Here is a 20310-nt window from a genome sequence, read left to right on the forward strand (position 1 = left end):
TATGCAAATAATAGGCGCCTGTATTTGCACAGAATTATAAAAGCAGGGTCTTAGTACTGTTCTGTGCAAATATGAGCGCCTGTTTTTTAGCCTAAAATCCGGATAAAGGGTTTTATTTGACAAGCCATTGGATTTCAAGGATATTGAGTTAAATAACACCCAACTAGCAAGGATGCTAATATGAAACACGAAGTAGATAATAAATCCCTAAGAACATCTGAAATTACATCAGAGAACACACCTGTCTATAATATTATTACCACCAAGCCTACCAATAAAAGCTTTTATAGCTTTTACTTAGAAGAGCACCAAAATGTCATATCTCGAAGATTACACTTTGCTGGTAGTAGCTTTGGTTTAATTGGATTGGCCACAGCATTGAAAACTGGCAAAGTCAGCCCAGTGTTTAAAGGCATTGCTGCCGGTTATGCCTGCGCTTGGGTGGGTCATTTCTTTTTTGAGAAAAATAAACCCGCCACATTTAAATATCCCGTTCAAAGCTTTGTTAGTGACTTTCGGATGTATGCAGATATCCTACGAGGCAATGTTAGTCTAAAAGATTCAAAGTTTGATAAAGTTAGCTGAAATTAGCAAATTTTGGTTGCTCTCAGATTTGCACAGAATATTAAAAATAGGGTAGTTTCCCTGTTCTGTGCAAATAAAGCCGCCTTATAATTGTTCAAAATTTAATCAGCTTTTTATAATGAGTATGCTTTTGATACTTTGTCATAGACTTAAAAAATACAACAAGATAAATTACTTAGAATAAGCTAAACTGCCTCGCTAAGATTGAATAATATTTATTGATAGCAAGTACATTAAAGCAAAGGCACCTCGTTATGGAACAAGCAGTAACCCCAACAGAACAAAAACCAGTATTCATGCCAAGAGTCGGTAGTGACAACCTGGTGAAGACCGATATGGTTAGAATTGAACATCACGTGGGGTTTGCGACCAGACAAAAGAAAAAAACCATTAACGACTTGCACCGAGTCATCAAAAAGAAATACGGCTTTAAAAACGTATTGGAGCTGTCTAGCAAATCAGGCAATAAATTAAGCTTTCCATTAAGCCCAGTTAGCCTAAAAATAACCAATGAAGCTGATGGTAAGCAATATAGTGTCGAGAACGCTTATCAAGCTAGCAAGATGTTTGAAAGAGGCGGGCCATTCGTTGACTTACTGGACGCTGCACCTAGACAAGCCAAAAAAGACGAGCGTTTAGTAACGTCAGGTGACATTACCGGTTATGACTATTTTGGCATGGTTTGGGGGCTAGAGCCCTTAACAGTATTTTATGATTGGCTGTATGTGAATGCGTTAAAACAAAATAAGCACCTGCACGAAGAGGTGCTGCAGTATCAAGCCTTTACTGATATTTCATTTAACCCTAAGAAGAACATCCATTGTCCTGCATATTCGCTAGCAATGTTTGTGGCTCTGCATAAAAGAGAACTGCTAGAGGGCATTGAAGATCCGGGTACCTTTTTTGATTTAGTGACAGGATTTGAGCTGAGTAATACTGAGCATCTTTTGCAAGAGGGTTGGTTTTAATAGTTTTTAGACAGTAGCTCTTAAGAGATACGGCACATACTAATTAAAAATAAAGTGTGTGCCGTATTAAAAATTATTATCACAAGCAATCAATTTATTAATGTTATGCACGTAAGTCCTTGTAGGCGATAGCTTTAACAGACCTTATTTAACATAATATACATTATGCGAAAACAAACCAACCGGATTTAGAAGACTTGGATTAGTTTTATTCAGGACTCTATCAGTCATCAGCCAAATGTTTCTATAAACATTAATGTTGCGACCATATCAATTATTATTAATGCTAACATATTGCGATGACTTTCATTCCTCATAAATGTTTTCTGATAATAATTTGTCCCACACTATGCAAAACAATAATTCTAATCCACTAAATCAAAACTCCGATGACTTTGATCACAACCATCTGTGGCATCCGTACGCAAGTTTGCCGCCATCATATCCTAACTTAGTTATCGATAAAGCTGACGGCGTTTATCTGTACACTAAATCTGGTGACGCACTCATCGATGGCATGTCATCTTGGTGGGCAGCCACTCACGGCTACAATCATCCCAAATTAAACAATGCTGTCACAACACAGCTGTCTAATATGGCCCATGTTATGTTTGGCGGCTTAACCCATCAGCCTGCCATTAATTTGGGCAAAAAACTGCTCTCCATTGTGCCTCAAGGCTTAGATGCTATCTTTTATGCTGACAGCGGCAGTATTGCGGTAGAAGTTGCCTTAAAAATGGCCATGCAGTATCAATTGTCACAAAACAAGCCTGAGCGTAATCAGATAGCAACTACCCGCTCCGGCTATTATGGTGACACCTGGCATGCTATGAGCATCTGCGACCCTGTGACTGGCATGCACAGTATCTATGGCAAACAGTTGCCGATACAGCTATTTACCGATAAACCAGAAGCCGGCTTCGACACCCCATTAGCCTCTGATATAAAAGCTAATTTGTGTACATTTTTTGAACAAAATCAGCATAAAATAGCGGCATTTATCATCGAACCTGTGGTACAAGGTGCCGGTGGCATGCGCTTCTATAACCCAGAATATATAAGGGTTTTACGAGAATTATGTGATAAATATGACGTGCTATTAATCGCTGATGAAATCGCCACAGGCTTTGGCCGCACTGGCCAAATGTTTGCTTGCCAGCATGCTGATATATCACCAGATATTATGACTGTCGGTAAAGCCTTAACTGGTGGTTATATGACTTTTGCGGCCACATTATGTCAGCGTCATGTGGCTCAAAGCATTGCCAATAGCGAGTATGCAGCCTTGATGCATGGCCCTACTTTTATGGGCAATCCCCTAGCCTGTTCTGTTGCTTTAGCTTCTCTAGAGCTTATTATTGACGGTGATTATGCCAAAAGAGCGCGTCATATTGAGTCACAATTAAAGCCTTATTTGCAGCCATTAAGTGAATATACACAGGTGTCTGATGTACGTATTTTAGGCGCTATCGGTGTAATTGAGCTAAAAGAGTCGGTTGATATGCCACGTTTTCAGCAATTATTGATAAAACATAAGGTTTGGGTCCGACCTTTTGGTAAGTTGGTCTATATTATGCCGCCAATTATTATGAGCGATGATGAGTTAGCTCTACTGTGTGAGCGATTAACCCAGGTGCTATCGGAGTATTTGGCATGAGTGTATTTTTTATCAGCGGAATAGATACTGATATCGGCAAAACTTACGCCACCGGGGCTTTGGCACAAGCTTTATTGCAACAAACACTAGCACCTCAAAACAGCTTGAACAGTACGCCAACATCAGTAATTACTCAAAAACTGGTACAAACAGGCTGTGAAGGCATTAGCGAGGATATTATTCGTCATAGAGATATGATGGGCATACCACTACAAGCAGTAGATCATCAAGGTCTAACCTGCCCCTATGTGTTCAAAAAACCTGCCTCACCGCATCTATCCTCTATGCTAGAGAGTCGATTAATAGACCCAGAGGTAATTACCCAAGCCACGAAGCAGCTGACTGATAGTTACGATATTGTGCTGCTTGAAGGCGCTGGCGGCTTGATGGTGCCGCTAACACAATCAATACTTACCATAGATTACGTAGCAAATATGGGCTACCCCGTGATTTTGGTAACCTCGGGTCGTCTAGGAAGTATCAGTCATACTTTATTGAGCATTGAGGCATTAACTCAGCGCCAGATACCTCTACATGCAGTTATTTATAATCAATGGCAACCTAATAAGCATCTTGCCTCAGAATATGAGCCTGATAATGAAATCACTGATGATACCAAAACTTACTTACAAGCCTATTTAAAGCAACATCATCCACAAACTTATTGGATAGACTTACCTTATGTGGCAGGCTCTATCACTGAGGGTTTAGAGAGTATTAACTACTCTTCTATGGCTAATATGGCTGAGCAAATGAAGCAGTACACTGCCGCTGCGTTAACTTCTGATTTATTCTGCAATAATAAATAGCCTCTATTAAACATAACAGGCTTATATAATAAGGATGAAACCTAATGACTCAGCTTATAAACTCTCATAATCAAGCCATACCGAAAATCACTTCTAAATTACTTGGGATTTTGGCAACCTGCCTGCTTATCAGTGCTTGTACGCCTTCTGCTACTGTGGATGGTCAAACTGGCTCAAATAACGTACCTGACACTACCCAAAACTCATCTGAGCAAAGTAAGCAAACTCAAATTCTGCAGCAAGCCAAACAGATTCAAGGTTACTTAGCTACGGATAACTATCAAGCGTTAACCCCACATATCCATCCGACCAAAGGCGTCCGCTTTAGTATGTACGCTTATGTGCAACAAGAGACTGACAAAGTATTTAGCCGTGAGCAATTTGCCACTTATTTGCAGCAATCTCGAATCAAGTTCACTTGGGGTACCAAAGATGGCGTAGGTGACTTGTATATCACTACCCTACCCGATTTTCTTAATAGCTGGGTCGCAGCTGAGCAATATGACTTTAAAGGCGCTACTTTTAATAAATTTCAAGGCTCAAGCAATAGCTTGAATAATCTTAAAGAAGTTTATCCTAACGCTGATTTTGTTGAGTTTTATCATTCGGGTAAAAATCCTGAGTATGCTGGCATGGACTGGCGATCCATGCGCTTAGTATTTGAAGAGTATCAAGGCAAATACTATTTGGTGGCCATTGTTAATGATCAGTGGACGGTATAGAGCGCTATTTAAACAGATAAGGATTAGACTGTGCAATTGGATATGACCATTGTAGATGCCTTTACTGACACGGTATTTAAAGGCAATTCAGCAGCAGTAATTGTATTAGATAAATGGATTGACGATACGTTGATGCAATCTATTGCTATGCAAAACAAATTATCAGAGACGGCATTTTTGGTACGACAACCAGTGCAGTCAGCAGAAGCCGACAATACAACTAACCGCCCTACTCCCAGCTATCATATCCGCTGGTTTTCTCCCTTACAGGAAGTGGATTTTTGCGGGCATGCTACCTTAGCATCGGCTTATCTGTTATTTGATACAGATCCTTCGCTCTCACAAGTGCAGTTTTATGCCAAAGCCGTAGGTGTATTAACCCTCACTAAGCGAGCTGATGGCAAGATACAGATGGATTTTCCCAATCAAAAACCTGAGCGTATTACTAGCCTGCCTCAAGCTTTAATAGAGGGCTTGTCTATCAAGCCTGTTGAGGTTTATCAAAACCAAAAAGCCTATTTTGTGGTGTATGAGCAGCCCTCAGATGTTTTAAATGTTAAGCAGGATACACAAGTATTAGCAAAACTTGCCCCTTATGGTGTGGCTGTAACTTGTCAGACTCAAAACGAAGATAGTGACAATGAGCCAGACTTAAAATATGACTTTATTTCTCGCTACTTTTCTTCTGCCATTGGCGGTGAAGATCCTGTCACTGGCTCAATTCATACTGCTCTTGCTCCTTTATGGGCTGAGAAATTGGGTAAAGACACCTTATTAGCTTATCAGGCCTCAAGCCGGGGCGGTGAACTTGAATGTGAAGTACAAGGCGATAGAGTATTGATAGCCGGTCATGCGGTACGCTATTTGAGTGGCACTATTGAAATATAAGCCCCAAAACTAACCATTTAGTCTCCTCTAGCCCTTGCTTTATCCCAGAAGTAACTTATAAAAATAGACAGTAAAGATAACGAAGCAGAAAAACTATGAGCGTATTTTTTATAACCGGTGTTGATACCCGTATCGGCAAAACCTATGCAACCGGCTATCTGGCCAAACAGTTATTAGAAAATGGCATTAATGTCATTACCCAAAAGCTAATCGAGACAGGGTGTGACGGTAAGATAGCAGAAGACATCATCACTCATAGACAGCTCATGCAAATACCACTACAACCGGTTGACCATGATCAGGTTAGCTGTCCGTTTGTGTTCAAAGCCTCTGCTCCGCCTTATATAGCCTCTTCATTAGAAGCTATCCCTCTATATCCCACTCGGATAACCGTAGCCACGCAGCAGCTGAAACTAAAATATGAAATGGTGTTGTTAGAGACTTCATGTGGGATTATGACCCCTATAACAGAGTCTTTGCTTACTATAGATTATATAGCATCTCAGGGACATCCTGTGGTACTGGTGACTTCTGCCACATTAGAGAGTATCAACCATACGCTACTGGCCCTACAAGCGATTGCTCAGCGAGGTCTAACGTTGCATGCTGTGATTTATAATCAATATCAAGACCGGTCCGCTGAGGCTGATATAGAAGAGCTAACCGCAGATGAGGTATTACACGATGAACAGCTTTATGAGCAAACCTTCACAGAGCATCGTGTAAAAACCAATCTTTTGCAAAACACACGACTATATCTACAAGAGTACCTAGAGCAGCATCACCCTGAGACCTTCTGGGTAGAACTGCCTCATATCTCCTTTAGCGGTAAGAATGTTAGCTATCAAAAAGTTAAGGATGAGGATAATAAAAATAGCGTCCCCTCCTACAGTATAGAAAAATACGCTCAAGAAATTGCTGATAACACCTTGTATGCAGAGTCTTTGTATAAAAAAATTGCTAAAAAGTAAGACTTAGTCCTGCCCAAGTGGAATAGCGTTGTAATACTTATGATACACCGCGGTAAATTACAACATAGGATCTTGTTTAAAGAATTCAGTCATTAATTGATAAATGTCAGGATAGGCCTCTATCAAATCCTGTGGTCTTTCAAAGAACACTTCACTTAGCACTGCCAAAAACTCAGCCGGATTGGTGGCCCCATAACGGTCTATACCATGCTTAGGATTGCGCTGAAAATCACTAAACCCCTCCTCCATGATCTGTGTCCACTGCTCAGGATTCATGCCTGCCTGCATTGGCGGAAACCCATTAGCACGCCCATTTAGCATATCTAGCTTATGAACAAATTCATGAATCACCACATTTTGCCCATCTAGATCGCCTGAGTGCTTAACCTCTCTCCAAGACAAAACTACCGGACCTCGAAGCCAAGCCTCTCCGCTACGATGCTGTGTTCCCTCATGTACAATCCCCATTTCATCTGTCGTCGTGGTCTTAGTATGATAGCTTCTCGGATAGACGATAATAGAAGACCAGCCCTTGTACCATTCAAGCCCAAGGTTAAGTATCGGTAAGCAGGCTTGTAACGCAATAGACTGCTTCATGCTGTCAGTAACCACAAAGTCTTTCACCCCTTTTATAGACTTGTCATGCAAGAATAAAGTCGCCAAGTCAAATAGCTTTCGTAGTTCTTCCTCGCTAAGCCTAGACAGCACCGCCAGTTGGTCTGCCACCTGGCGCCAATCGTCTTCACTAAAGCGGCTAGCTTCTAATATATTTTGTTCTCGCCAGTCTTTTATTAGGTTAAACATGATTTATATCCTTCAAATACGCCCTTTTATGCTCTTTGAGGCTACTGCTTATAGATAGTATCTTTTGGCGAATAACCAAAGTGTTTTTTATAAATACGAGAAAAATAGCTTTGGTCGCCATAACCCACCTTTTGAGCAATCTCATAGATACTTAAAAATGGCTGACTCTTTAGGAGTTGATGAGCCTGCTTTAAACGCATACTCTTCACCCACTCTGAATAACTATACGGCGCTCCTTTAAACAGCTTATGCAAGTATCTCACCGAGACATGACAAGCCTTAGCCACCGTCGCAGGAGACAAATCTGGATTGTGTAGGTTTCTATACACATAGCTTTCAATACGCTTTAGATGGGTGGACTGCACATCGGTATTACTACTCATGAGTGCTTCGGTAGGAGAACTTAGGTGCAGTACCAATAAATTCAATAATTGCTGCTCTAAGACATGCCGCTCTATATCGGTCAGCTCATATTGATTTATGGTATTGATAATATGGGTGATTTGGAAAAATAGTAACCTTCCCACCCCACTTTCAAGAGATAAGCTGCGCGCAAACTCACGCTCAATTTGGCTCACTTGTGAAGTTAACAGCGATAAAGGAATTTTTATAACGTATAAGCTGGCTTCCTTGTTGTGATAAAACTCATATGGCAGGTGCGACAGCTCAATAAAAAAAGCGCCTGGCCCAGAGATTAAATCCCGTTTATGCTGACTAAAACTTACCTTGCCTGAAATAGGAAAAGTAATGAGCACACTTTGCTCAGGGTCAGGACTGGTTATCAATTCACGCTTATAATGCACCGTATTGGCATGGTAATAAGACACACCCATTTGATCCAAGCCCACTTGATTTAAACTCCCAAAGAAGCTCTGCGGCTGTACAAAGCTCACTTGTAAGTCAAAGTAGGTGTCGTTGATGGTGCGTCGCCAACCAAAGGCGCCTAATCTGTCTTTGGCTGGCAGGCCTGTCTTGCTCCCCTCCTCGAGATCATAGCTCAAAGGCAAGCTTGGGTATGTAGTCATCCTTGAACACTCATAAGTAGTTAGTTATCAATAAATAATCATACTCCTAAAGCTATCACAAATAACCTTAACTTCAAATTATAAAAAAGCGCAAAACACCTTTGTGCTTTGCGCCAATCAATTCATTAAGTCTCTTATTGCTATTAATCAGATAACATTAAGCAATTAAGCAGCTGGACTTAGCTTATAAGTTCCCGTCTGATGCAGCTCAGCTTGCCAGCCACTCTTAATCACTAAGGTTGTGGTGGGTTCTTGGATTAAGGCCGGTCCAGTGACTGTCGCACCTGCACCAAATTTTTCACCATCATAAATCGGAGTATCTACCCAGCCTTCTTCTCTTTCAAACAACATACTACGCGTGCCAGTTTGTGCCTGAGAGATATCCTCTACTTGAGTCGGTAAGGTCGGCAATTGTGGCTTACTGATTTTACCCATGACCGATACCTCAATATTGACCAGCTCAACCTTGCTGTCTAGCTCATCATAGGTATACAGCTCTTTATGACGCTTATGGAATCTATCTAAGATCACTTGCGCTTTATCAGCATCAATGAATCCATTAGGGATTAGCACGTTACACTCATGAACCTGTCCCACATAGCGCATCTCCATGGTGCGCTCGATAACAATATCCGACTCTGAGAAGCCGTCTTCTAACAGCTTTTGGATGCCTTGTTTTTCTAACTCTTCAAGCTTGTTATTTAACGCATCTAGATTTGCAGATGGAGACATAATCATCATCTGAGTAGCCAGATAATTGTATTTGATATCGGAGATAATCTGACCAAATGCACACAAGCAAGAAGCAATCTTAGGTACTAATATAGTCTTAATCCCCATCTCTTCTGCCAAGCTGATAATGTGCATGCCAGCGGCTCCACCTGCACAGATTAAAGCAAAATCACGAGGGTCATAGCCTTTTTCAATAGTAATACGGCGAATCGCATTGGCCATATTCTGGTTCACAATAGCACTCACCCCATATGCGGCATCTTGCATAGAAATACCTAAAGGATCTGCAATGTGCTGTTGTAGAGCAACTTCAGCTTTTTGCTTATCCAATGTAACGCTACCACCTAATACGGCATTAGGCTCTAGATAACCCAAAGCTAAGTTGGCATCTGTCACTGTGGGCAAGGTGCCGCCTTTACCATAACAAGCGGGCCCTGGTGTCGCCCCAGCACTTTGTGGACCAACCTCTAGCATACCAAAGGTGTTGACGTGTCCGATTGAGCCGCCCCCTGCACCAAGCGTTTCAACGTGAATCATCGGCACCCCAATACGATTACGTAAGAAGTCTATGTCACGGTTCAAGCTCGTACGCCCAGATTTGGCCATTGTAATATCAAAAGAAGTACCACCCATATCCACAGTAATGATGTTATCAATACCAAAGGGACTGGCAATATGCAGGCCGGCTTGAGGCGCAGAAGCAGGCCCTGAGTTAATGGCATTTACCGCTCTTTCGCGCATGATATCGCCTACTGCTAGCCCGCCATTAGACTGAAAATAGCGGACCGGCTGCTCAGCACCAAGCTTTTTAAAGTAGTCATCAATCTTATGCACATAAGAGGACATGACTGGACTTAAATAGGCATTCACCAAAGTGGTTGAAGTACGGGTGTATTCTTTGATTTGCGGATAAACCTCACTGCCACAGCAAACAAAGACGCCAGGCATGTGCTCTTCAATGAGCTGTTTAGCACGAAGCTCATGCTCTGGGTTACGGATAGACCAGACAAATGAGATAGCGACCGCTTCGACATTTTGCTTTTTAAAGATTTCAATGGCATCAAGAATGTCTTGTTCATTTAGGGGCTCATGCTCTGTACCATCAGCCAGTACTCGGCCTCTGACCGGAAAGCGTAGATCTCGAGGGGTAATCTGTGGGGCTGGCGGGTAGCTGGCATCATAACGATAGCCTTCTTCCTTATGCCCCAATCTGATTTCTATACTGTCCTCATGACCATTGGTACATAGCAGACCAACCTTAACCCCTTTCATTTGAATAAGCGCATTTAGTGCCACTGTGGTGCCATTAATGCACAAGTCACAAGCGGTAATAATCTCTTCAATAGGTCGATTAAACTTATCTGCAATCTGCTGTAAACCATTGGCAATGGCCAGCGTACCATCCTCTGGTGTGGAAGGGGCTTTAAATAAGTGAATATCACCACTTCTTTCGGCCAATACGAAGTCGGTAAAAGTACCTCCGGCATCCACGCCAATACGAAAATCGTTTTTCATCAGTCATCCTTAACTTAATTTATGGTTTTAATACTTATGGTTTTAATGCTTTCGAATAGTTTAAGCTTATAGTTTGGGTTTGTGGCCTTAAGCGATCTTTTTCTGCTGTTTTTGTTGCTCACGCAATGCCGCAGTTTGTTTTTCATCCACTTGTAGTGTCTTAGGATCTACCACCACGCCATACTCAAGCTTCGCTGCTTCTATAGAGATAATCCGTTCTCTGACATCTTTTAATACCGCAGCAATATCACGCTCAAAAGAATTACCGTAACCGCCGCCACCTGGGTTGGTATTTCGTGCCCGCTCACCCGGAGAGATTTGAGTCACAGTGTTTTGTTTATATAAATCGGTCACGCCATCTTCATGTACAATCTCTAATCGTCCTAATTTGAGCTCAGGAGAGATTTGCTCAGCGCCGGCGGCTCCCATAGTGGGATACTCACGTCCCTCACCAAAGGCAACTACCGTCATGTCATGGCCTAGGGGTTCAACCTCCCAGACGGTACCACAACCACCACGATGTTTACCGGCACCGCCACTGTCTTCTGCTAGACCATATTTGTGAATTAAAATTGGGTATTGGTATTCTAATAACTCAATATCACCTGAGCTTAATGCACCAAAGCAGCACAGGGGTCCGCAGGCATGCCATCCATCCATCTGCTGTGTTGCGCCAGCCCCAGAAATAATGGATGCCAAAATCATGGTGACGTACTGCTCACCAGTGGTCGGGTCAATACCTGAGATATTAATACCTGAAGCATGTCCCCATGAAGCGATTACTCTATCTGGTGCAGCCGCTTCAAAGGCCATACGCACCGCATCCGTTAAGGTCTCCATCGGTGTGGTGGTACAGTTAACGTGAGGCGCAGGTTCTTTGGCATTACACAAGGTGCCATGCTCGCCTAAATCAACAGTCACGCAGCGATACAGACCCTCGTTGTAAGGCGGATCCACCTGAGCAAACATCATCAGACCCAGTAGCACGCCTGACATGGAGTTACCGGCATAAGAGTTAATGAAATACGGTACTTGAGGCGGGCTAGTAATTTTAATATAAACATTGCTATCAGTAATTTCGATATCAGCGCTGATGGTTAAATCACCCAGACCATGTCCTGAATCCTCTAATACCGCCTCACCATGATATTGACCATCAGGGATAGAGGAGATTAAGGTGCGCATGTGGTTGTCCGCCATGTTTTTAAGCTCTTCAATAGCGGCTCTGACTGTCTCTACTCCGTATTTGTCCAGTAGGGCAATCATATTACGCTCACCTACTGAGCACGCCCCGTATTGAGCATTTAAATCACCTTCTTGGTTACGGCGTGAGCGCATATTACTGTGGATTAAGTTGATAACATCCGTGCGCTTAACCCCTTTCTCCCAAATTTTAATGGGCGGAATACGCAGGCCTTCAGCATAAATCTCTTTGGCATCTGGGTTATATCCTGCCGGTACAGGACCACCAATATCGGTCACGTGTCCTTTACACACGGTCCAAAATACCAATTCGCCTTCATAAAACACCGGCTTATACATACAGCAGTCTAAAATGTGACTACCCATAAATACCGGATCGTTATGATAAATCACATCGCCTTCATGAATATCGTCGCCATAATACTCGGCCACAGCTTTCATAGCTGGCATAAGAGAGCCCAAGTGAATGGGAATATCCTGCCCTTGCAAAATCATTTCGGGCATATGGTCAAATAAAGCGTTGCTGTAATCATGTGCTAGGTTAAATACGCTAGATCGAGCGGTTTTTTCTAAAGTGGTGGTCATCTCGCGCTGCGCAGTTTCTAAGGCGCCACGGACGACAGATAAAGTGATAGGATCGATTGAACGTTGAGACGTACTCATGGAAGACTCCCTGTCTAATGTGTGTGAAAACACGGCTATTTAGTCATTCATCCTGATGACTTGGTTTTTCAATATAGCGAGGTTGGCTCCAGATGAATTGACTCAGAGTGCACAGTTTTAGGACAAGCGTGCACAGCTTGGTCTAATTTGTTTAAAAACATCGGCTTAAAGGAGGTGCAACTAATGAGATACACCAGTACAAAGGTGGCAATAAAAAAAGCAGCACTAAATCAGCACTGCTTTTTTTGTTTGATAAGGTTTTAAAGAGGCTTTTTAAATCAAGCGATAAACAAATTACCCCACAACCAAGCGCATAAGCTGAGTACTGACATAACCGCCAATAGTCCCCACCGCATAGCCTAAGATGCCTAAGAATACCCCAACTGGAGCCAATGAAGGGTGGAAGGCAGTAGCCACAATTGGAGCAGAAGACGCGCCACCTGTATTGGCGTTAGAGCCTACCGCTAAGAAGAAGAAAGGCGCACGAATCATTCTAGCCACAATAAAGATAATCACCACATGGATAAACATCCATAGCAGACCAATCAATAATAGTCGCCACTGAGACACCAGGCCATTTAGATTAATTTGCATACCGATGGCAGCAATAAGCACAAAGATGAACACCGTACCTATCTTGGAGGCACCAATATGATCTAAGCGGCGCACTTTAGTAAAGGAGAAGCCAACACCGATCAGGGTAATAATCACCACCATCCAGAAGAATGAGCTGGCAAAGCTATATTGTACGGCCCAAGTATAAGGTGAGAAGAATCCAGCAATCTCACCACCTAAGAAGTGAGCCAGGCCCACCATGGCAAAACACAGACCAAACATCACCATCAGATCATTTAAGCTACCCGGACGGGCGTTGTCTCGCTCATAGCTTTCTACTGCAGCAACCACTTTATCAATACTGCCCGTGTCTGCCCGTAAGAACCTATCAATCTTTTCACTGTGCTTAGCCATAATCAAGATAGCCAGTAACCACAATGAGGCGTTGGTGGTATCCACCAAAATCATCATACCAAATAGATCATCACTGACCCCAAACAGCTCCTTCATCGCTGCTTGGTTGGCTGCACCGCCAATCCAGCTACCTGCCACTGCTGAAAATCCGCGCCATAAAGTGTCATCGGTAAACATATCAGGCGACACCCATTTGGCAATACCTAAGCTAATAGGACCACTGATGACAATGGCAAAGCTTGCCGCAAAAAACATGGCAATGGCTTTCCAGCCCAGTCCCAAAATCTTTGGCACATCCATCGATAAGGTCATCAGCAGTAAGCTGGCGGGTAATAAATAGGTGGCAGTAAAGCCGTAGATTTGGGTACCGATGCCGTCTGCAAACACGCCTAAGCTGTTTAATATAGCCGGAATAAAGCAGCACAGTACAATACCGGGCAACACCGCATAAAATCTGCGCCAGAATTTGCCTGGCAATCCTTGGGTGTAAAACACCAGTCCGATAATGGCCATGATAATGCCAAAAGCTAAGGGAAGGCTATCAATAGCCAAGTTTTGAAAGGGTAAGTTCGAAAATTCTGGCATCTGCTGACTCCAGCATGGCTATGAAAGTGAATAAATACGAGCTAAAAAGCGGTCAGTATAATAAAGCGTTATATCACCTGCAATACAATACTGCCCCTAGTTTTGACGAGAGAGTTACTGCAATCCTTATCAGTATTTACCGGTGCTTATCAAGACTGATGCTCATTCAAGACTGCCTAAGTTATAAAACCCGTACATAAAGCAATGAATGGGTCAGATAATTGGCATAAAATGAGCAAAAAATTTGCTAACTGCTTTTTAATTCGGAATAATGGCAGGGTAATCGCAAAGGTAGGTAATTATTCAAAATATTATCCAAAATTTTGGGTGACTACCTGTCGAAATTGGGATTAAATTTAAAGATCTTCGACTATCTAAAGGAAAGTATAATGAAAATAGCCGTCAGCGATGGCATCGAATACGCACTTAACTGTAATTATAGACTAACTGAAGTTGAGGCAACCGATTTTACTAATATCGCCGCCATTGTAGTGACCATGGAAGATCTGCCTAAGGCACATGCAGAGATTGAGGACTTAGGATTCTCGATTCCTGTTTTTGTGGCCATCAAATATGGAGACAGTGTTCCTGATGAATGGCTGCCGCATGTATACGGCGTGCTAGAGCTTGCTGATGACCAAAAATATTACAATGGTCAGCTGGTCAATGCTGCCGCCGCTCATTACATCGAGACCTTAGATCCTCCTTTTTTCCAAGCCCTGCGTGAATATACTGATTATGGCAACGCTGCGTTTGATTGTCCAGGACACCAAGGCGGTCAATTCTTCCGTCGTCATCCTTCTGGCCGACGTTTTTTCTTATATTTTGGCGAAAACTTATTTCGCTCTGACTCCTGTAATGCCGATGTGGGTCTAGGCGACCTTCTCATTCATGAAGGTCCTGCTTATCAGGCTCAGGCACATGCTGCTAAGGTATTTAATGCAGACAAAACCTACTTTGTACTAAACGGCACCTCTTCTTCTAATAAAATCGCCATTGGTGCTTTAGTGGCTCATGACGACTTGGTGTTATTTGACCGTAACAACCATAAGTCAGTATATCAAGGCGCGTTATCTATGAGTGGCGGCACGGCAGTGTATTTGGAAACTGACCGCAACGCTTATGGTTTAATCGGAGGTATTGCCTCACACTGCTTTGATGAAGCTGAGATACGCGACCGCATCCGTGAGGTGGCGCCAGAACGTGCTGATGCCAAGCGTCCTTTCCGACTGGCCGTAATTCAGCTCGGCACCTACGACGGTACTATTTATAATGCTCGTCAAGTGGTCGATAAAATAGGCCATTTATGTGACTACATCTTATTTGATAGTGCTTGGGTTGGCTATGAGCAGTTTATTCCCATGATGCGTGACTGCTCGCCGCTACTGCTTGAGTTGACGCCAGATGATCCAGGTATCTTGGTGACTCAGTCGGTGCATAAGCAGCAGGCAGGTTTCTCACAAGCCTCACAAATCCACAAAAAAGACAATCACATCAGTGGGCAGGCACGCTATGTGAACCACAAGCGCTTTAATAATGCATTTATGATGCATGTGTCGACCAGTCCGTTCTACCCGCTATTTGCTTCCCTCGATGTCAACGCAAAAATGCATGAAGGCAAAGCCGGTCAGCGTATGTGGCATGAGTGCGTGATCGGTGGTATTGAAGCGCGTAAGATGCTGCTTGATACTTGCACCTTAATTAAGCCTTTTGTGCCGCCAACCATTGATGGTAAGCTTTGGCAGGATTATGATACCGAGCAAATCGCCAATGACATTCGCTTCTTTGAATTTAAAGCTGGCGAGCGCTGGCATGACTTTGAGCAGTATGAAGACAAGCAGTACTTTATTGACCCTTGTAAGCTGCTGCTAACCACACCAGGCATTAATATGGAGACCGGTGAGTATGAAGAAACCGGCGTACCTGCTCCTCTGCTGGCTCACTATCTGCGTGAGAGTTCAGTAATTCCAGAAAAAGCGGACTTAAACTCAATTTTGTTCTTGCTAACCCCAGCTGAGACCTTGGCTAAGTTCCAACATCTTGTGGCACGTATAGTACGATTTGAGGCGCACATCAAAGCCAATAGTTTGGTCAGTGAAGTGCTGCCGTCATTAGCAAAATCTTATCCTCAGTATCGCAAACTGGGTATCAATGAGCTGTGTCAGCGTTTGCATGACTTTTATGCCAAGCACAAGTTAAATCAGCTACAGCAGCAAATGTTCAAAAGACAGCATCGTCCTAAATTTGCGATGCGAGCTTTTGATGCCCATAACTCATTTGTGCGTAATGACATTGAATTGGTGCCTTTATCACACATTGAAGGCCGTATTGCGATGGAAGGAGCGCTACCCTACCCACCAGGCGTTTACTGTATCGTCCCTGGTGAAGTTTGGGGCGGCGCTGTCTTAGACTACTTCTTAGCCCTAGAAGAAGGTGTGAACGCACTGCCAGGCTTTGAGCCAGAGGTACAAGGGGTGTATTGGGAGTATGATGCCAATGGCCGTAAGCGTGCTTGGGCTTATGTGCTAAAAGATGAGTCTATCCCAAGTGTAGAGGCACAGTTTAAAGCTCATGAAGCACCAAAAGACTTGGATGCTGAGTTTGACACCGATATGTTTTTAAATAAGCAAGAAGCCCTGACCCCTTTTGGTCATATTTAAATTTTCAACCTGTGAGCAATAAATGAAATTAGTATCAAATATTTCTTGTCTAGGCTTAACTGCCCTATTTCTATCTTTAACAGGCTGTGCGACTCAGCAAGGCCTTGAGTCTTCTTCTCAAGGCAAAGTATCAACCATGAGCAGCAGTCAAAGCAAAGATAAGTTAGGTAATAAAAATAAGACCGACTCTGTGGCCACTCAGCCGCAAAAGAAAGTGTTTTTCTTCTCGTCAAATGAAATCAAAGACATTAGCTCAGCTTTTAAGGCAGGCAGCTGCGATTTAAGCAATCTAAATCAGCAAAGCCAGAAGTACGGACTTAAGAATACTTGGGTCAACTTGTATGACAGAACCCCAAAGCCCTTGTCTGAGCTAAACAATCAAGAAAAATGCTTCTTGGCACAAAGCAATGAGTTATACGCTTATGGCGATGACTTTTATGATGAGTCAGCACAAAGCCTAAATAAAACTTGGTATAAGGGTAATATTCCCAGTGATGCCAAAGTAGCTACCATGCGTTATTTGACCCCAGTGGCCTTAATTCCAAAGTGTGACCCTGATTTGGGTCGTCCTGTCATCATTGATTATGAAAAAGATGAGCAAGGTAACGTGGTACGCACCATCTTGATGAATGAAGACTTTGATTATGGCTGTGTTAAATAAGGTTTAGCCTATAGCTAAGCACTCGACTAACCTATTTAAAAAAGCAGCTCAAGGGCTGCTTTTTTTATGGATAAATTTAAGGTTTACATCAAAGTTCTAGTGTACTAGAATACTGATACAAGAAATAGCGCTTATTGCTAATACTTTTAAATAGCTGCCTTTAATAATATACCTAATAGTGATCCGATACTCTATGACTAATAATACCCGTGACGCTTATCAAAGCCTAGTACAGCATCTCACTGAGCTGACCGATAGCCAAGAGATTGAAGCCGTATTGGCTGCGCTGCTTACCGATAAAGAACTGCAAGATATTGCCAATCGAGTGCGAATCTTTGATTTATTACAACAAGGTGTCACCCAGCGTGCTATCTCTCAGCAGCTTGGGGTTGGTATCGCCACAGTATCTCGCGGCGCCAAAGCCTTACAAAGACACGAAGATGATGCGATTAATAAATTATTGCAGGTTCATCGCCGACAGTAACCTAAGCAACCTAATAACACCCCTGTTTTACCCTTTTTATCCCTAATTTTATAACCATTGGAATTTATTTATGAGTCAAGAAGCTGGTTACCCTTCCCCAAAGATGATTGATATACCGAGTAAACCTGTACGTATTAAATTAACCGAAGACATTGATTTTTTTGAATTATTTAAGCGTATAGAATCAGAGTATGAGACCTGTTATTTACTTGAGTCTTTAGGGGCTGAAGGTCATATGTCGCGCCATCATGCAATTGGTTTTTCACCGGCAATGACCATTGCTGCCACCGACCGCAATACGCTATCGATTACCGACAATATCACCTCAGAGGTTAATCATTACCAGACAGACAACCCTTATCAGCTATTACGCGAGATAACTCCGCAGCATGTCTTGGCACGAGATCAAACAGGCGGGCTGGTCGGCTACTTGGGCTATGATAGCGTCAACTTCTTTGAGCCCAGCTTAAACGCCAAATCAAGCGAACACTTTGAAGCCTTTAAATTTGGGGTTTATCTTGATGGGTTAACCCTAGATAAGATGACCGGAGAAATCTTCTACTTTTATTACCCAACCGAGCAGCAACAAAATCGAATCGATAAAGTCAAATCACTGCTGCAAGCTGCTGTGCCTGAATATACCGACCCAACAGTAGAGTTTACTGGTGATGGTATGAGTAAAGAGCAGCATGCCCAAGCGGTTATGCAGGTAAAAGAAGACATCATTGCCGGCCGTATCTTCCAGTGTGAAGTGGGCTTTAAATCCAAGTATAAAATCAGCGGCGATCATATTCCTATTTACCAAAAATTAAGAGAGGTGAATCCCTCACCGCACATGTATTTTATGAAGTTTGGTACTCAGCGCATTATTGGCGCCTCCCCTGAGCTTTTATTCCGTTTGCGCCAAGGTGAAATGGAGACTTATCCGCTGGCAGGAACCGCCAAACGAGGTAAGGATGAGGTAGAAGACCGTCAGTTGGCTCGTGCGCTACTTAATGATGCCAAAGAGATTGCTGAGCACAACATGCTTGTTGATCTGCACAGAAACGATATTGGCCGTGTTGCACGTTTTGGCACAGTGAAAGTGCGCAGCTTAATGGACATCAAGCGCTACTCGCACGTACAGCACATCTCATCGGAGATTGTCGGTGTCTTGCACCCAGATGAAGATATGTTTAGTGCGCTGGCGAGTAACTTCCCAGCTGGCACCTTATCTGGTGCACCAAAGATTGAAGCCATTAAGATTATCAATGAACTTGAGCCAGATGGTCGCGGTGCTTATGGAGGGGCTTTGGGCTCATTTAACTTTAATGGTGATTGTATTTTTGCGATTCCAATTCGCAGTCTTTTTATTAACGGTGAAGAGGCTTATGCACAGACTTGCGGGGGAAATGTCTATGACTCCAACCCTGAAGATGAGTATTTAGAAATTCAGCGCAAACTGTCAGCTATGAAAGTGGTTTTAGATAGCTTTATTACCGCTGAATCAAAATAAATTATCGTATATCACAATCTTACTCAAGGCCCTGTCATGAACGTTTTAATTATAGATAACTACGACTCTTTTACCTTTAATTTATATCAATATGTGGGAGAAATCCTACAAACTGAGCTAAGCCAAGAACACAGCGATAGCAAGGTCGCTGTTAAACGTAACAATGAAATTACGTTAGAACAAATCAAGCAGCAAGGCTATGACCGCATTATTATCTCTCCAGGCCCAGGCTCTCCTGACGATCCGGCTTATTTTGGGGTATGTGCCGAGGTCATTCGTGAGCTTGGACCAACAACGCCACTGCTGGGCGTCTGCTTAGGCATGCAAGGTATTGCTCATGTATTTGGTGGTGACGTGGTGCGCGCTGGCGTGCCTATGCATGGTAAGACCTCTCCAATTCGTCACGATGAGCAAGGCGTATACCAAGGCCTGCCACAAGACATTGAAATTATGCGCTATCACTCATTAATGGTAAAAGCAGACACCTTACCTGAATGTCTGACCGTGACCTCTGTGGTGGCCAATGAAGCTTACGCCGACCAAGACTTAATGGTGAGTGTTGAAAAAGGGGAAGAGATTATGGGTATTCGCCACAAAGATTACCCCATTCAAGGGGTGCAGTTCCACCCTGAGTCTTTTGCCACTGAAGGTGCTAAACGACTGCTATCAAACTTCTTATTGCAAGTATAACTGGTTGGTAACCGGCAAGAAAAAAGCCCAGTTATTTATGGTAACTGGGCTTTTTAATAAAACAGATCTCTGTACACGACAAAAATACTCAAAGTCTCAAAGGTCGTGGACTAGGAGACAAATAACTTATTAGAACCTCAAACACACGTCGATTGCCAGCAAAGAAATACTCACGCAAACCATCAATCAAAATATCCAAACCAATAGCAAACAAACTTTGCTGG

The 20310-nt window shown here is 43.0% G+C and carries 17 protein-coding genes; 12 read left to right on the forward strand and 5 right to left on the reverse strand.

All coding sequences use genetic code 11. The annotated features are described in order from the left end of the window. Positions 1–180 precede the first annotated feature (180 nt). The 7 genes from A1232T_RS03520 to bioD (A1232T_RS03550) all read left to right on the forward strand — a co-directional run bounded on the left by A1232T_RS03520 (position 181) and on the right by bioD (A1232T_RS03550) (position 6600). Positions 181–585, forward strand: a complete 405-nt coding sequence (locus A1232T_RS03520; RefSeq protein ID WP_077448084.1) for an Mpo1-like protein — start codon at positions 181–183, stop codon at positions 583–585. Positions 586–839: 254 nt separating this feature from the next. After that, positions 840–1553, forward strand: a complete 714-nt coding sequence (locus A1232T_RS03525) for a DarT1-associated NADAR antitoxin family protein (RefSeq protein ID WP_077448085.1) — start codon at positions 840–842, stop codon at positions 1551–1553. Positions 1554–1902: 349 nt separating this feature from the next. Further along, positions 1903–3210 carry an adenosylmethionine--8-amino-7-oxononanoate transaminase gene (bioA, locus tag A1232T_RS03530; protein WP_077448086.1) on the forward strand — a complete coding sequence of 436 codons (1308 nt, stop codon included), beginning with the start codon at positions 1903–1905 and terminating at the stop codon, positions 3208–3210. Then, on the forward strand, positions 3207–4019 hold the full coding sequence (bioD, locus tag A1232T_RS03535) for a dethiobiotin synthase (RefSeq protein ID WP_077448087.1): 813 nt from the start codon (positions 3207–3209) through the stop codon (positions 4017–4019). The genes bioA and bioD (A1232T_RS03535) overlap by 4 nt, the downstream gene beginning before the upstream one ends. Before the next feature lie 44 nt (positions 4020–4063). After that, complete coding sequence (locus A1232T_RS03540; RefSeq protein WP_077448088.1) at positions 4064–4741, forward strand: hypothetical protein; 678 nt, start codon at positions 4064–4066, stop codon at positions 4739–4741. 36 nt (positions 4742–4777) lie between these two features. Further along, positions 4778–5629, forward strand: a complete 852-nt coding sequence (locus A1232T_RS03545; protein ID WP_244152358.1) for a PhzF family phenazine biosynthesis protein — start codon at positions 4778–4780, stop codon at positions 5627–5629. A gap of 95 nt (positions 5630–5724) precedes the next feature. Next, positions 5725–6600 carry a dethiobiotin synthase gene (gene bioD / locus A1232T_RS03550; protein ID WP_077448090.1) on the forward strand — a complete coding sequence of 292 codons (876 nt, stop codon included), beginning with the start codon at positions 5725–5727 and terminating at the stop codon, positions 6598–6600. Between the two features lie 57 nt (positions 6601–6657). Here the strand turns inward: bioD (A1232T_RS03550) and A1232T_RS03555 are convergent, their stop codons facing one another. The 5 genes from A1232T_RS03555 to A1232T_RS03575 form a co-directional block, all read right to left on the reverse strand. Further along, a complete protein-coding gene (locus tag A1232T_RS03555; protein WP_077448091.1) occupies positions 6658–7404 on the reverse strand; it encodes a M90 family metallopeptidase in 747 nt (248 codons plus the stop codon). 41 nt (positions 7405–7445) lie between these two features. Continuing rightward, a complete protein-coding gene (locus A1232T_RS03560) occupies positions 7446–8429 on the reverse strand; it encodes a helix-turn-helix transcriptional regulator (protein WP_077448092.1) in 984 nt (327 codons plus the stop codon). Positions 8430–8594: 165 nt separating this feature from the next. Continuing rightward, positions 8595–10676 carry a caprolactamase subunit alpha gene (gene capA, locus A1232T_RS03565; RefSeq protein WP_077448093.1) on the reverse strand — a complete coding sequence of 694 codons (2082 nt, stop codon included), beginning with the start codon at positions 10674–10676 and terminating at the stop codon, positions 8595–8597. Between the two features lie 87 nt (positions 10677–10763). Next, positions 10764–12542 (reverse strand): caprolactamase subunit beta, encoded by a 1779-nt coding sequence (gene capB / locus A1232T_RS03570; RefSeq protein ID WP_077448094.1) that lies wholly within the window; start codon positions 12540–12542, stop codon positions 10764–10766. 294 nt (positions 12543–12836) lie between these two features. Continuing rightward, positions 12837–14096, reverse strand: a complete 1260-nt coding sequence (locus A1232T_RS03575) for a DUF819 family protein (RefSeq protein ID WP_077448095.1) — start codon at positions 14094–14096, stop codon at positions 12837–12839. 389 nt (positions 14097–14485) lie between these two features. On the opposite strand from A1232T_RS03575, the gene A1232T_RS03580 reads away from it, so the two are divergent. The 5 genes from A1232T_RS03580 to A1232T_RS03600 all read left to right on the forward strand — a co-directional run bounded on the left by A1232T_RS03580 (position 14486) and on the right by A1232T_RS03600 (position 20086). Continuing rightward, on the forward strand, positions 14486–16756 hold the full coding sequence (locus tag A1232T_RS03580; protein WP_077448096.1) for an ornithine decarboxylase: 2271 nt from the start codon (positions 14486–14488) through the stop codon (positions 16754–16756). Between the two features lie 22 nt (positions 16757–16778). Further along, positions 16779–17417 carry a hypothetical protein gene (locus A1232T_RS03585; protein WP_077448097.1) on the forward strand — a complete coding sequence of 213 codons (639 nt, stop codon included), beginning with the start codon at positions 16779–16781 and terminating at the stop codon, positions 17415–17417. Between the two features lie 193 nt (positions 17418–17610). Next, the gene (locus A1232T_RS03590; RefSeq protein WP_077448098.1) at positions 17611–17901 is read left to right on the forward strand and encodes a Trp family transcriptional regulator; all 291 of its coding nucleotides are present in this window, start codon (positions 17611–17613) and stop codon (positions 17899–17901) included. A 70-nt stretch (positions 17902–17971) separates the two neighbouring features. Then, the gene (locus tag A1232T_RS03595) at positions 17972–19396 is read left to right on the forward strand and encodes an anthranilate synthase component I family protein (RefSeq protein WP_077448099.1); all 1425 of its coding nucleotides are present in this window, start codon (positions 17972–17974) and stop codon (positions 19394–19396) included. A 36-nt stretch (positions 19397–19432) separates the two neighbouring features. Beyond that, positions 19433–20086: an anthranilate synthase component II gene (locus A1232T_RS03600; protein WP_077448100.1), complete on the forward strand. Its 654-nt coding sequence runs from the start codon at positions 19433–19435 to the stop codon at positions 20084–20086. The last annotated feature ends 224 nt before the right edge of the window (positions 20087–20310 follow it).

Source organism: Psychrobacter pasteurii (assembly GCF_900162815.1).
Classification (GTDB): Bacteria; Pseudomonadota; Gammaproteobacteria; order Pseudomonadales; family Moraxellaceae; genus Psychrobacter; species Psychrobacter pasteurii.